Origin of the sequence: Streptomyces sp. HNM0645 (genome assembly GCF_030056615.1) — a bacterium.
In the GTDB taxonomy this organism is placed as follows: domain Bacteria; phylum Actinomycetota; class Actinomycetes; order Streptomycetales; family Streptomycetaceae; genus Streptomyces; species Streptomyces marianii.
The window spans coordinates 62,515-76,248 of record NZ_JASHLT010000014.1 but is presented as its reverse complement, the minus strand read 5'-3'; the positions used below and the strand labels follow the sequence as shown (position 1 = coordinate 76,248).

Here is a 13,734-nt window from a genome sequence, read left to right as displayed (position 1 = left end):
TTCCGCGCGCCGTACGGCGTGGGGCGAAGATCACAGCGCGCGTCCCGGGTCGCCCGCACCGGGGCCCACTAACGTGTCCTGGTGCCGAAAAACCGAAACACGTTCTCCCCACGGACAGCCTGGTGGCGGCGGCTGCTGTCGCGGGCCGTGCACGGTGGCTGGGCCTGGGTGCGGGAAGCGGGCGCGGTGACCGCGGAGCGGCCCGGGCCGCTGCGTTTCCGCAGGATCGGCACCGGCACCCGGCTGGCGTTCCCGCAGGGAACGGTGTTCGGCGAGGCGTGGATCGAGCTCGGCGAGCACTGCATCATCGCGGAGCAGGTGACGCTGACCGCGGGCATGATGCCCGGCCTCGATCTCGGACCCGACCCGATCCTCACCCTCGGCAACGGTGTGGTGCTCGGTCGCGGCAGTCATGTCATCGCCGACACGACGGTCACCATCGGCTCGGACACGTACTGCGGCCCGTACGTCTACATCACCTCGACCAATCACAGCTACGACGACCCGCACACGCCCGTCGGCAAGCAGTGGCCGCGTGCCGAGCCCGTGGAGATCGGGCCCGGCTGCTGGCTCGGCACGGGCGCGGTGATCCTGCCCGGGGCCAGGCTCGGCCGCAACGTGGTGGTCGCGGCCGGGGCCGTCGTCCGCGGTGAGGTGCCCGACCACGCGGTGGTCGCGGGGGCGCCGGCCAAGGTGGTCCGCAGCTGGGACCCGGTCCAGGGCTGGCAGCCACCGCTGAGGACCCCCGCGCCCCTGCCGATCCCGGAAGGTGTCACTCCGGAGCAACTGGTCGCCCTCGCCGAACTCGAGGAACGGTGACCGGTCCGCCGTCCTGCGGGACCGGGTCGGCGGACGCCGTTCAGCCCGTCGCCAGGAGGACCGTGCCGACGAGCGCGAGCCCGGCGCCGGCGGCCTGCACCGCGCGCAGCCGTTCCTTGAGCACACCGCGCGCCGCCAGGGCCGTGACCACGGGGTACAGCGAGGCGAGCACCGCCGCGACCGCGACGGGGCCCCGCTGCGCGGCGATCGAGTACGTACCGTTCGCGGCGACGTCCGCCAGGCCGACGAAGGCGAGGGCCGGCAGCGAGCGGACGATCAGATCCCGCCCGCCGTCCTCCGGCAGTGCGCGGCCGCCCCGCCTCACCGACGCGTACAGCGCCGCGCCACCCACCAGGACGTTCGTGACGCGCTGGACGAAGAGCGCCAGGAAGAGGCCGCTGATGGTGGTCGACGCCTCGGCGATGAGCGCCATGACGGAGCCGAAGCCGAACGCGGCGAGCAGGGTCAGCAGGACCGCCTGGCGCTGTACGGGCGCGCCCCGCAGTTCCGGGCCGCCCGCGAGCAGGACGCCCACGACGGCCACGCCGATGCCGGCGAACTGCAGCAGTCCGGGCCGCTCACCGAGGAGCAGGCCCACCGAGACCGGCACGACGACCCCGAGTGACCCCAGTGGGGAGACCACCCCCATGGGGCCGAGTGCCAGCGCCTTGTAGAAGCTCAGCATCGCGACCGGCCCGACGACGCCGGCCGCCACCGCGTACCAGAGCCGGGGTCCCGTCTCGCTCCAGCCGCCGGTCGCCGCGACGATCGCGCCGAGAACGGCCACGGCGACCGTCTGCGAGACGACCACGACGGTCAGTGCGGGCGTGCGTCGCGTCAGCAGTCCGCCACCGAAGTCGGCCAGTCCCCACAGGAGGCTGGTGGCCAGGGCGAACAGTGCTGTCATCGGTGCCTCGCAGTACAGTTCGGTGAACGATCCGGTGCACCACACCGTAGTGCAAAGTATTGAACTTATTCATTTAATATATTGGACGGAATGTGTCGGACCTCGACCAGCTCACGCAGTCGCTCGCCCGCAACCTCAAGCGCTGGCGCGGCGAGCGGGGTTTCACGCTCGACGCCCTCGCCGCCCGCTCGGGTGTCAGCCGCGGCATGATCATCCAGATCGAGCAGGCGCGCACAAATCCGAGCGTGGGCACGACGGTCAAGCTCGCCGACGCGCTCGGGGTCAGCATCACCACGCTCCTCGACTACGAGAGGGGCCCCCGGGTCCAGCTCGTGCCGCGCGAGCAGGCCGTCCGGATGTGGTCCACCCCCGGCGGCAGCTCGACCACCCTGCTCGTCGGCACGGAGGCGCGCGGCCCGCTGGAACTGTGGGCCTGGACGCTGATGCCGGGCGAGGAGAGCGCCTCCGATCCCCATCCCGACGGCACGGTGGAACTCCTCCACGTCACCTCGGGGGAGCTCACCCTCGTGGTCGACGGAGAGCCGTACGCCGTGCCCGCCGGCACCTCGGCCACCTACGAGGCGAACGTGCCGCACGTCTACCGCAACGCGGGGCCCCTGACGGTGGAGATGACCATGGCCGTCTCCATCCCGCCCGTCCGCTGAGACGCCCGGCGGTGGGAACCCCGTCCACTGTCGGCCTGCCCGTATGCGTGCACCCACCGGCGCCCCCGACGACGACCGGGCCCGCTCCCGACCGTCCCGGCCGGCCGGTCGCCGTACGTCGACACCGTCCCGGCCGTCGCCGGTAGGGCGTGTTGGTCGAGCACCGCGGCGCCGACCCCCTAAGGGCTGTCCCGTAATCCCCGGCGGGCGCACGACGACAGCTGCGGCACCTCGCTGCGTTGTCGGATCGCCCGAATACGCCCAGTATGAGGACGACCCTCCACCTTGCGATGCACCCCATCTGACGCCGCGCGCTGATCCACCGGTGATTACGGGACAGCCCTTAGGCGCCTCGGCCGACTGCGTCGTCGTCGCGGGCAGGTGCGGCGGCGGGTCGACCCCTCGCCGCGTGACCGGTGCCGGCCAGGGCCCGGGGCGACGTGAACGGCGCCGTGCGCGGACGACTCGGCGCCTGCAGGACGGGCCGGACCGGTCGCGTCCCGCGTCGGGGTGTAGGGGATCAAGCCTTACGCGTTCCGGTACGAGGCCCCAGGCGATCTGCGCCGAGCCGGCCGTCTACGAGGCGCCCTGCTGGGGCGAGTTGAGCGCCCGGTTGTGCGGAAGCACCGTCGCCGGCCGGCGGATTCCGGCGACTTGATCGGCTACACCACCAGGCGGGACGCCACCGCCGGACCGGACCGCGTCAGTCCAGCAGCGGGATCTCGATCGCCGGGCAGCGGTCCATGACCATCTCCAGGCCTGCGGCGCGGGTCCGCTCGTACGCCGCCTCGTCGATGACGCCCAGCTGGAACCACACGGCCCTCGCGCCCTTGGCCACGGCCTGGTCGGCCACGTGGCCCGCGAGGCCGCTGTTCACGAACACGTCCACCACGTCGACGTCGAACGGAACGTCGGCCAGCGACGCGTACCCCTGCTCGCCGTGCACCGTCTCTGCCTTCGGGTGCACCGGCACGATGCGCTTGCCGTAGCGCTGGAGCACCGCGGCCACCCCGTGGGCGGCGCGGGACGTGTTGTTCGACAGCCCCACCACGGCCCAGGTGTCACCGGTCTGCGTGAGGATCTTCCGGATCGTCTCTGCGTCTGCGTACATGCCCGGGACAACCGGCCCCCCGGGCCCGCCATTCCCGCCCGGCGACCGGGCGGGCCGGAGAGCGGCATAGGGTGGCGGGATGCAGGAGCAGTACCGGACGGTCGCCAGTGAGGGCGCGCACGAGACCGAGATCAACCGATCGCGCTTCATCTGCGCGCTCGCCCCGGCAGCGACCGAGCGGGAGGCGCAGGACTTCGTCGCGCGCGTCCGCGGGGAGCACCCGACCGCCACTCACAACTGCTTCGCGTACGTCATCGGCGCCGACGCCGCCGTTCAGAAGGCGAGCGACGACGGCGAGCCCGGCGGGACGGCCGGCGTTCCGATGCTGCAGATGCTGCTCCGTCGCGACATCCGCTACACCGTGGCCGTCGTGACGCGGTACTACGGCGGCGTCAAGCTCGGCGCCGGCGGGCTCATCCGTGCCTACGGCGGTGCGGTCGGCGAGGCCCTGGACGTACTCGGCACCGTGACCAGGCAGCGTTTCCGGCTCGCCACCGTCACCGTCGACCACCAGCGCGCCGGCAAGGTCGAGAACGATCTGCGCGCGACCGGCCGCCAGGTCCGGGACGTGCGGTACGGGGAGGCCGTGACGATCGAGATCGGCCTGCCGGACTCGGACGTGGACGCCTTCCGCGCCTGGCTCGCGGACACCACCGCGGGGACGGCGGGGCTGGAGCTCGGCGGAGAGGCGTACGGAGACGTCTGAACGGCATGAGACGTCCGAAGCCGGGCAGCACGGCCCGGATTGAGGGGATCGCTCCCGGAAACGGGTGAAAACCGAGCCCTCCGGGGAAGCGGACGGCCGCCGCCGCTAACGTGGTCGGTGCTTCCGGCGGACCTCGCGCCCGCCGGGTGCCGGCTTTCGGGCCGGGAGGGGACACGATCAGGTCGGAGCCGTTTTCTTGAGATTTCTGCACACGTCGGACTGGCATCTGGGGCGCTCGTTCCACCGGGTGAGCCTGCTCGGCGCACAGGAGGCGTTCCTCGACCACCTGGTCGCGACGGCGCGCGAACACGACGTGGACGCCGTGCTCGTGGCGGGCGACGTCTACGACAGGGCCGTACCGCCCCTGGCCGCCGTGGAGTTGTTCGACGGCGTACTGCACCGGCTCGCCGACGCGGGCGTGCCCACGGTGATGATCTCCGGCAACCACGACTCGGCCCGCCGGCTGGGAGTCGCCTCCGGGCTGATCGAGCGCGCCGGGATCCATCTGCGCACCGACCCGGCGGGCTGCGCCACCCCGGTCGTGCTGAGGGACGCGCACGGCGACGTCGCGTTCTACGGGCTGCCGTATCTGGAACCGGCCCTCGTACGGGACGAGTTCCGCACGAAGACGGCGGGCCACGAGGCCGTCCTCGGGGCGGCCGTGGACCGGGTGAGGGCGGACCTCGCGGAGCGGGCTCCGGGCACCCGCTCCGTCGTCCTCGCGCATGCCTTCGTCGCGGGCGGCGAACCGAGCGACAGCGAGCGGGACATCACCGTCGGCGGCGTCGCGGCCGTCCCCTCCGGGCTCTTCGACGGCGTCGACTACACGGCCCTGGGCCATCTGCACGGCTGCCAGACCCTCAACGAGCGGGTGCGGTACTCCGGTTCCCCGATCGCCTACTCGTTCTCCGAGGCCCACCACCGCAAGACCATGTGGCTCGTCGAGCTGGGCCCGGCCGGCGAGATCGCGGCGGAACGGCTGGACTGCCCGGTGCCCCGGCCGCTCGCCCGCATCGAGGGCCGGCTCGAGGAGCTCCTGGTGGATCCCGCGCTGGCACGCCACGAGGATTCCTGGGTCGAGGCGACCGTCACCGACCCGGTGCGGCCCGCCGAGCCCATGGCGCGGCTCGCCGGGCGCTTCCCCCACACCCTGAGCCTCGTCTTCGCTCCCGAGCGCAGCGGCGAGGACGCGGTCGCCTCCTACGCCGAGCGGCTGCGAGACCGTGACGACCACCAGATCGCGGAGGACTTCGTGACCCATGTCCGCGGAGGCAGCGGCCCCGACGAGCGCGAACGGGCCGTGCTCCGCGGCGCCTTCGACGACGTAAGGGTGGACACGGCCGTCCGCGAGGTGGCCGGGTGAGGTTGCACCGGCTGGAGATCACCGCCTTCGGGCCCTTCGGCGCACGGCAGCGGGTCGACTTCGACGCACTGTCCGCCGCCGGTCTCTTCCTGCTCCACGGGCCGACCGGGGCGGGGAAGACGTCCGTCCTGGACGCGGTCTGCTACGCCCTCTACGGCGCGGTTCCCGGCGCCCGGCAGAGCCCCGGCACCTCGCTGCGCAGCGATCACGCCCCTGTCGGCACGTACACCGAGGTGTGCCTGGACCTGACCGTGGGCGGCCGCCGGCTGGAGATCACCCGGCAGCCCGCACAGCCCCGCCCCAAGAAGAAGGGCACCGGCTTCACCACCGAGAAGGCCCAGAGCCGGCTGCGCGAGTACGACGCGGGGCGCGGCGAATGGAAGGCGCTCAGCCGCTCCCACCAGGAGATCGGCGAGGAGATCGCCCAGCTCGTGGGCATGAGCCGGGACCAGTTCTGCCAGGTCGTCCTGCTGCCGCAGGGCGATTTCGCGCGCTTTCTGAGGGCGGACGCCGAAGCGCGCGGAAAACTGCTCGGCCGGCTGTTCGACACCCGCCGCTTCGCCCTGGTCGAGGAGCGTCTCGCCGATTTGCGCCGTGCCGCCGAGCAGCAGGTGCGCGACGGGGACGAGCGACTGCTGGCCCTGGCCCACCGGATGCGGCAGGCGGCCGGGAGCACGGCCGGTGCCTGGCCCGCTCCGGCGCACCGGCCGGGGGAACCCGGCCTGGCCGGCGCCGTGCTGCAGTGGGCCGCCGTGGCCCGCTCGGGCGCCCGGGAATCCCTCGCCGTCGCGGCCTCGGCCCGGTCCGCGGCCGAGACCCGCCAGTCCGACGCCCGGCGGGCCCTGGACGCCGAACGGGAGCTGGCCGCACTTCAGCAGCGTCACGCCGACGCCGTACGTCGGGCCGGGGAGCTGGAGGACCGGCGTCCCGCGCTGGAACGCGTGAGGGCGAGACTGGAGCAGGCCCGAAAGGCCGAACTGGTCGGACCCGCACTCCGGTTGCGCGAGGAGGCGGAACGGGAGCACCGGGCCGCCGACACGGCCTGGCAGCAGGTGAGGGCGGCCCTTCCGGCGGCGCTGGTGGACGCCGGAGCGGAACGGCTCTCCGGGGCGGAGCGCGAACTGCGCCAGGAACTGGGTGGCCTGGACGCCGCGAGGCGCGCGGAGCGGCGCAGTGCCGACATCACCCGTGAACGCGGGGAACTGGACCGCCAGGCCCGGCACGACGACGGACTCCTCCAGGAGGCCGAGGGCTGGCTCGCCGACTGGGACTCGGTGCGCCGCGCGCTCCAGGGCAGGATCGAGGCCGCGCAGGACGCCGCCACCCGGGCCGAACACCTCGCAGGACGGCTGGAACCTGCCCGCCGCCGGGTGTCCGCCGCCCGTGAACGCGACCGCCTCGCCGCCTTGGTCGAGGCCGTCGAGGACGACCTCCGCTCCGCTCGCGAGCGGGCCGACTCGGCCCGCGAGACCTGGCTCGACCTCAAGGAGCGCCGCCTGCGCGGCATCGCCGCCGAACTCGCCGCGGGGCTCGAGCCCGGGCGACCCTGCGCCGTCTGCGGTTCCGCGGAGCACCCCGCACCGGCCGAGGCCGGCGCTGAGCACGTGGACCGCGCGGCCGAGGACACGGCGTACGGGGCGTACACCGCCGCCGACCGGGACCGCGCCGAGGCGGAGCGGCAACTGGCCGTGCTGCGCGGGTCGTTCACGGCTGCCAGGGACGCGGCGCGTGAGTCCGGTCCGGCGGACGTGCGTGAGAGCGGAGGGCCCCGCACGGTGCCGTCCCGGCCGGAACCCGGCATTCCGTCACCGTCCGCGGCCCCCGACGACCTGCGCCACGGCGGGCGGCGGAACGGTTCCGGCGACCGGACCACGGCCGGCGAGGCAGCCCCGGCACCGGACGGCCGCCGCGCCGAGGACGCCCGGCGGGACACCGGTACCGCCCCGGGCCGGGCCGCGGCGGAGGGGCCGCCGCCCCACCCCGTGGCAGTCGCCGACCACGACGGCCGAGTCCACGGGACCGCCGCCGAGGACGGCGCCGACCCGGCCGTCGCGGACCTGGAATCCGTCGTCGCCCGGCTGGAGCGCGAGCACCGGGACGCCCACGCGCTGGCGGCCGGTACGCACGCCGTTCGTGAGGAACTGGACCGGGCCGAACGGGAGTACGGCGAGCGGCTGGCGGCACGGCAGGAGGCGGAGCGGCGCGCCGTCGCGCGGACGTCGCGGCGGGAAGCGCTCCTGAGCGAGCAGGCCGCGCTGGACGCCGAGGTGGCCCGGGCCGTCGGCGGCTCCGGGACCGTCGCCGAGCGGACCGCGCTGCTGGAACGCCGTATCGCGCTGCTGTCCGGGGCGGCCGAGGCCGTTCGCGCGGCGGACACCGCGGCCCTCCGGCTGAAGGAGGCCGACGACCGGCTCTCCGACGCGGCGTTCCGGGCCGGGTACGACACCCCCGCCGAGGCCGCCGCCGCGCTCCTCGACGACGCGGAACAGCACGAACTCCAGCGGAGGCTCGACGCCTGGCAGGCCGAGGAAGCCGCGGTGGCCGACCGCCTCGCCGAACCGGAGCCCCGCTCCGCCGCGGCGCTGCCGGCCGCCGCGCCCGAGGCCGCGCTCCGCGCGTCCGATGCCGCCGAGAATGCGCTGCGCGACGCGGTCTCGGCCCTCGACTCCGCCCGCGAACGCTGTGCGGAGCTCGACCGTCTCTCCCGCCGGGCCGCGGACGAAGCCCGCGGGCTCGGTCCACTGCGCGACGAGTACGAGCGCGTCGCCCGGCTGGCCGGCCTCGCCGCGGGCACCTCCGCCGACAACGAACGCCGGATGAGACTGGAGTCGTACGTTCTGGCGGCCCGGCTGGAACAGGTCGCGGCGGCGGCCACCGTAAGGCTGCAGCGCATGTCCGCGGGCCGCTACACGCTGGTGCACTCGGACGCCCGGGCCGGAGGCAAGCGCTCCGGGCTCGGTCTGCACGTGGTCGACGCGTGGACCGGCAAGGAGCGGGACACGGCGACGCTGTCCGGCGGCGAGACGTTCTTCGCCTCCCTCGCCCTCGCCCTCGGCCTCGCGGACGTCGTCACCGAGGAGGCCGGCGGTGTGCGCCTGGACACCCTGTTCATCGACGAGGGCTTCGGCAGCCTCGACGACCAGACCCTCGACGAAGTGCTCGACGTCCTCGACTCCCTGCGCGAACGCGACCGCAGTGTGGGCATCGTCAGCCACGTCGGCGATCTGCGTCGGCGGATCCCCGCCCAGCTGGAGGTCGTCAAGGAGCGCGACGGGTCGACCGTGCGGCTGCGCTCGGCCCCGGTCGGCGGCTGAGCGGCCGCCGGGGGAGGGGCGAGGAGTACGACAACGCTCGTCGTCACCGAGCCGAGCGCGCCGATCCGGCCGGGACCTCCTCGGGACGGTCAGGGAGCGGGCGGCGGACTGCGGCGGTGGCTGGGGTACGGCGGGCCGCCGCGCTGACGGTACACGTGGCCGGGGAGGCCCGGGGGCGCTGGGGCGAGGCGGCCCGACGCACCCGGCCGTCGAGCGGTCACCGGACCCTCGCCCCTCGGCGGACGCCGTGCGGTGCCGCGCGCTCGGCGGCCGCGCGTCCGGAACACCCGCCCTCGCCGAGGGCGCCCTGGCCTCCGCGGCCAGGACTCTCGCCACGGCTCTCTCGGAGCACTCGGTTGACCGTGAACACCGTCGACCCCGGCCCCATCGACACGGACCAGGTCACGGGCGAGGCGTACGAGGGTCGCCGCGCGCTTCCCGGCAGGCCGGTGGGCACGCCGGGCGATCCCGTACGGCTCATCTCCCGGCCGGCGAACGCACGAGGCCGAGTGGGTCACGGGACAGGCCATCGCCTCGAAGGCGGCTTCCGGGTCATGACCGGTGCGGCGGCGTCCCCGGACACCGCCGCACCCCGGGTCCGCACCCCCGCCGTACGGGCGGACCGCCCGGCGGCCCGTACGGCGGGGGAGCGGCAGGTCCTGCCTCAGAGCTTCGACAGTTCGTCCACCAGATCGTCCAGCCCCAGTGGGCCCTGCGACAGCGCCGCCATGTGCCACGCCTTCGCGTCGAAGGCGTCCCCGCGCGCGGCCCGGGCCCGCTCCTTGCCCAGCAGCCAGGCCCGCTCGCCCAGCTTGTATCCGATGGCCTGTGCGGGCATGGAGAGATAGCGCGTCAGCTCGCTCTCGACGAAGTCGGCCGGCCGTCCGCTGTGCCGGCCGAAGAACTCCTCGGCCAGCTCCGGCGTCCAGCGCTCGCCGGGGTGGAACGGCGAGTCCCCGGGGATCTCCAGCTCCAGGTGCATACCGATGTCGACGATGACCCGGCAGGCCCGCATCATCTGGGCGTCGAGGTAGCCGAGCCTGCGCTCGGGGTCGGGCAGGAAGCCGAGTTCGTCCATCAGACGCTCGGCGTACAGCGCCCAGCCCTCCGCGTTGGCGCTCACCCCGCCGACGGTCGCCTGGTAGCGCGAGAGCCGGTCGGCGACGTGGACCCACTGCGCGATCTGCAGGTGATGACCCGGTACGCCCTCGTGGTACCAGGTCGATACCAGGTCGTACACGGGGAAGCGGGTCTCCCCCATGGTCGGCAGCCAGGTCCGGCCGGGGCGCGAGAAGTCCTCGGACGGTCCCGTGTAGTAGGGAGCGGCCGCGCCGCCGGGAGGCGCGATCCGGGACTCCACCACCCGTACCCGGTCGGCGAGTTCGAAGTGCGTGCCGTCCAGCGCGTCGATAGCCTCGTCCATGAGCTTCTGCAGCCACTCGCGGACTTCCTCGACGCCCTCGATGTGGGTGCCGTGCACGTCGAGGTGGGCCAGCGCCTCCCAGGGGCCCGCACCCGGAAGGATCTTGTCCGCCTCGGTCTTCATCTCGCCGAGCAGCCGGTGGTACTCCGCCCAGCCGTACGCGTAGGCCTCGTCGAGGTCGAGTTCCGTGCCGTTGAAGAAGCGGACCCAGCGGGCGTAGCGCTCCCGGCCCACGGTGTCGGCCGATCCCTCGATCGCGGGCGCGTACACCTCGCGCATCCAGTCGCGGAGCGACCGGAAGGCCGAAGTGGCGAGGACCGCGGCGCTGTCGAGCTCGGCCCGCAGTTCGTCCGGGCCGGCCGCGACGAAGTCCTCGAACCAGCCGCGCCCGTCCGACCCGCCCGTCCACGCGTCGAGCTGTGTGATGAAGGCGGCCGTGGGGCGCGGACCGCCGGGAAGCTTGCGCTCCAGGCCGAGGGCCAGCGAGGCGCGATAGCCCTCGAGGGAGTCCGGGACGGCCCGCAGACGCTCCGCGACCGCCGTCCAGTCCTCCTTGGACGCCGTCGGCATCACGGTGAAGACATTGCGCACGCTGTGCGCGGGGGAGCGCAGATTGCTGACGGTGCGCAGACCCTCCTCGGCGTCGTGCACGGCGAGTTCGGCGGTGAGCCTTTCACGCAGCAGACGGCCGCAGCGCCGCTCCGCGTCCGAGCCGGCGCCGGGAAGCTTCTCCGCCTCGTCGAGCCGGACGAGCGTCGCGCGGGCGAGTTCGGCCACGGCCTCCTGGCCGGCCGGGGAGAAGTCGGGGAGGCGGCCCGCGCTCTCCGGGACTCCCAGGTAGGTACCGGTGATCGGGTCGAGGGCGATGAGTGCGTCGACGTAGGCGTCGGCGACCTGGCGGGGCAGCGCGCTGCTCGGTGTCTCTGGCATGCGCTCATCCTGGTACGGGCGAGGGCCCGGCGTCATCACCGATCGATCTCACGAGAGCTCAGTCGGCTGACAAATGAGCATGCCTGGAGGGCTCCTGCGCGGGTGGGAGGAGGGGGCCGCACTCCCATTGCTGGAAGATCAGACGGGTTTCCACACGGGCGACTTCACGCCGCGACGTGAACTCGTCGAGCACCAGCCGCTGCAGGTCCGCCGTGTCGGTCACGGCGACGTGGACCAGATAGTCGTCGGGCCCGGTCAGATGGAAGAGCGCACGTGACTCGGGCAGGGCCCGGATCCGCTCGACGAACGGACCGATCAGTTCCCTGCGGTGCGGGCGTACCTGGACCATGAGGAGTGCCTCGAGTCCCCTGCCGAGTTTGGCTGGATCGAGCCGTAGCTGGTGCCCGAGGATGATCCCGCTGCGGCGCAGCCGGCCCACCCGGTCCAGGCATGTCGAGGGAGCGACGCCCACCTCTGCGGCCACCTCCCGGTAGGTGGTCCGGGCGTCGTTCTGCAGGATGCGCAGTATGTGCAGGTCGACCGGGTCCAGAGCGACAGAATCGGCCATGGCCCGAACGTAGCACGGGGCGATCGCGCTACCGCCCGGTAATTGTTCACAGTGCGCGCCATGGAAACCGCCGCCTCGAACGCCCCCGCACGCATCCGGGCGCTCGCCACCGAAGCCGTGCACGCCGGACGCGAGGATCTCGTGGAGCTCGGCCTGCATGCCGCACCGATCGACCTTTCCACCACTTACCCCTCGCACGACATCGAGGCGGAGGCGGCGCGTATCGACGCCTTCGCCGCCACCGGCGGGCAGCTGGACGGGCCGCCCGTGTACGCCCGGCTCGACAACCCGACGACGGCCCGCTTCGAGACCGCGCTGGCCCGTCTCGAGGGCACCGACAGCGCGGTGGCCTTCGCCAGCGGTATGGCCGCCCTCACCGCGGTGCTGCTGGTCAGGGCTTCGATGGGGCTGCGTCATGTGGTGGCGGTCCGGCCGCTGTACGGCTGCAGCGACCATCTGCTGGAGAGCGGACTGCTCGGAACCGAGGTGACCTGGACCGACCCGGCGGGCGTCGCCGCCGCGATCCGTCCCGACACGGGGCTCGTGATGGTCGAGACCCCCGCCAACCCGACGTTGACCGAGGCCGACATCGCGGCGCTCGCGCACTCCTGCGGCTCGGTCCCGCTGCTCGTCGACAGCACCTTCGCCACTCCGGTGCTGCAGCGGCCCGTGGAGCAGGGCGCCAGGATCGTGCTGCACAGCGCGACCAAGTACCTCGGCGGCCACGGCGACGTGATGGGAGGCGTCGTCGCCTGCGACGAGGAGTTCGCCGCCGCACTGCGTCAGGTGCGCTTCGCGACCGGCGGAGTACTGCACCCGATGGCCGGCTATCTGCTGCTCCGCGGGCTGTCCACGCTGCCGGTGCGGGTCCGGGCCGCGTCGGTCACCGCCGCCGACCTCGCCCGCCGGCTCGCCGCGGACCCGCGTGTCGCCCGGGTCCACTACCCGTCGGTCGGCGGCGCCATGGTCTCCTTCGAGGTGTACGGGGATCCGCGCGACGTGATCGCCGGCGTCCGGCTCATCACGCCCGCCGTCAGTCTCGGCAGCGTCGACACGCTGATCCAGCACCCGGCCTCCATCAGCCACCGGATCGTGGCCGAGGGAGACCGGCGTGCCGCGGGTGTCGGCGACCGGCTGCTGCGGATGTCGGTGGGACTCGAGGACGTCGAGGACCTCTGGGCCGACCTGTGCCAGGCGCTCAGCGCTCGGCGCGCCCCCGTTCGGACCGCTGCGGGGCACGCTCCCGCCCCTGGGGCAGCGCACGCGGTGCCTCGTGCGGAAGCCCCGAGCGCACCGGAGTCGCACCCAGCCGTGCGGTGATCACGAGGGTGCCCTCCTCTATCTGGTAGTCGAGCGGGAGGCCGAGTCCGCGCATGGCCGCGACCATGCCGGTGTTGGACGACTGCGTCACGGCGTACACGCTCGCGCACCCCGCCTCGACGGCCATCGCCACCAGCCGGCGCAGCAGTTCGGCACCGATGCCGCGGCGCTGCCAGTCGTCCTCGACGAGGATCGCGACCTCCGTCTCGTCGCCGTCCCAGAGGAGATGGCCGAGGGCGACGATGCGGCCGGACGCCGTCTCCACGGCGAGGGTGCGGCCGAACCTCGGGCTGAGGAGATGGTTCAGATAGCGGTCCGCGTCGCCGACGGGCCCGTGATAGCGCAGCCCGAGAGTCCGTGCGGAGCACCGGTCGTGCATCGCGCGGGCGGTGGCGACGTCGCCCTGGTCCGCGCGGCGGACGGTGATCTCGTTGCCCTCCGGGAGGGTCAGCACGTCCTGACTGCGCGGGATGCGCGGGCCGAGGCGGGCGTCGAGCTCGACGAGGGCGCGGGCCCGGGCGAACTCGGTCGGGGTGAACGGCAGATAGGCGCGTTCGACCGTGATCGTGCCGCCGTTCGGGTCGCGCAGCCGTATCACCGTCTCGTCC

Annotated in this window: 10 protein-coding genes and 1 pseudogene; 6 read left to right on the top strand and 5 right to left on the bottom strand. The window is 73.6% G+C overall.

What is annotated here, in order from left to right; genetic code table 11:
- Positions 1 to 81: 81 nt before the first annotated feature.
- On the top strand, positions 82 to 819 hold the full coding sequence (locus QMZ92_RS11250; protein WP_283297112.1) for an acyltransferase: 738 nt from the start codon (positions 82 to 84) through the stop codon (positions 817 to 819).
- Positions 820 to 859: 40 nt separating this feature from the next.
- Here QMZ92_RS11250 and QMZ92_RS11245 read toward each other — a convergent pair whose 3' ends face one another.
- Entirely contained in the window at positions 860 to 1,726 is an 867-nt protein-coding gene (locus QMZ92_RS11245) for a DMT family transporter (RefSeq protein WP_283297111.1), read from the bottom strand.
- Between the two features lie 92 nt (positions 1,727 to 1,818).
- Here QMZ92_RS11245 and QMZ92_RS11240 point away from each other — a divergent pair, with 92 nt between their 5' ends.
- The gene (locus QMZ92_RS11240; protein ID WP_283297110.1) at positions 1,819 to 2,391 is read left to right on the top strand and encodes a helix-turn-helix domain-containing protein; all 573 of its coding nucleotides are present in this window, start codon (positions 1,819 to 1,821) and stop codon (positions 2,389 to 2,391) included.
- Positions 2,392 to 3,094: 703 nt separating this feature from the next.
- Here the strand turns inward: QMZ92_RS11240 and QMZ92_RS11235 are convergent.
- Positions 3,095 to 3,502, bottom strand: coding sequence for a CoA-binding protein (locus tag QMZ92_RS11235; RefSeq protein ID WP_283297109.1), 408 nt, complete (start codon positions 3,500 to 3,502; stop codon positions 3,095 to 3,097).
- A 79-nt stretch (positions 3,503 to 3,581) separates the two neighbouring features.
- Here QMZ92_RS11235 and QMZ92_RS11230 point away from each other — a divergent pair, with 79 nt between their 5' ends.
- The 3 genes from QMZ92_RS11230 (at position 3,582) to QMZ92_RS11220 (ending at position 8,885) form a co-directional block, all read left to right on the top strand.
- The gene (locus QMZ92_RS11230; protein ID WP_283297108.1) at positions 3,582 to 4,208 is read left to right on the top strand and encodes a YigZ family protein; all 627 of its coding nucleotides are present in this window, start codon (positions 3,582 to 3,584) and stop codon (positions 4,206 to 4,208) included.
- 196 nt (positions 4,209 to 4,404) lie between these two features.
- Positions 4,405 to 5,571 carry an exonuclease SbcCD subunit D gene (locus QMZ92_RS11225; RefSeq protein ID WP_283297107.1) on the top strand — a complete coding sequence of 389 codons (1,167 nt, stop codon included), beginning with the start codon at positions 4,405 to 4,407 and terminating at the stop codon, positions 5,569 to 5,571.
- Entirely contained in the window at positions 5,568 to 8,885 is a 3,318-nt protein-coding gene (locus QMZ92_RS11220; RefSeq protein WP_283297106.1) for an AAA family ATPase, read from the top strand. Before QMZ92_RS11225 ends, QMZ92_RS11220 begins: the two co-directional genes overlap by 4 nt.
- Before the next feature lie 664 nt (positions 8,886 to 9,549).
- On the opposite strand, the gene QMZ92_RS11215 is transcribed toward QMZ92_RS11220, so the two are convergent.
- Both QMZ92_RS11215 and QMZ92_RS11210 read right to left on the bottom strand, forming a co-directional pair.
- Positions 9,550 to 11,238 carry a DUF885 domain-containing protein gene (locus QMZ92_RS11215; RefSeq protein WP_283297105.1) on the bottom strand — a complete coding sequence of 563 codons (1,689 nt, stop codon included), beginning with the start codon at positions 11,236 to 11,238 and terminating at the stop codon, positions 9,550 to 9,552.
- Between the two features lie 58 nt (positions 11,239 to 11,296).
- Complete coding sequence (locus QMZ92_RS11210; protein ID WP_283297104.1) at positions 11,297 to 11,806, bottom strand: Lrp/AsnC family transcriptional regulator; 510 nt, start codon at positions 11,804 to 11,806, stop codon at positions 11,297 to 11,299.
- 60 nt (positions 11,807 to 11,866) lie between these two features.
- Here QMZ92_RS11210 and QMZ92_RS11205 point away from each other — a divergent pair, with 60 nt between their 5' ends.
- Complete coding sequence (locus QMZ92_RS11205) at positions 11,867 to 13,126, top strand: trans-sulfuration enzyme family protein (protein WP_349307719.1); 1,260 nt, start codon at positions 11,867 to 11,869, stop codon at positions 13,124 to 13,126.
- 97 nt (positions 13,127 to 13,223) lie between these two features.
- Here the strand turns inward: QMZ92_RS11205 and QMZ92_RS36320 are convergent.
- Positions 13,224 to 13,505: pseudogene (locus QMZ92_RS36320) on the bottom strand (GNAT family N-acetyltransferase); the annotation flags it as partial.
- Between the last annotated feature and the right edge of the window lie 229 nt (positions 13,506 to 13,734).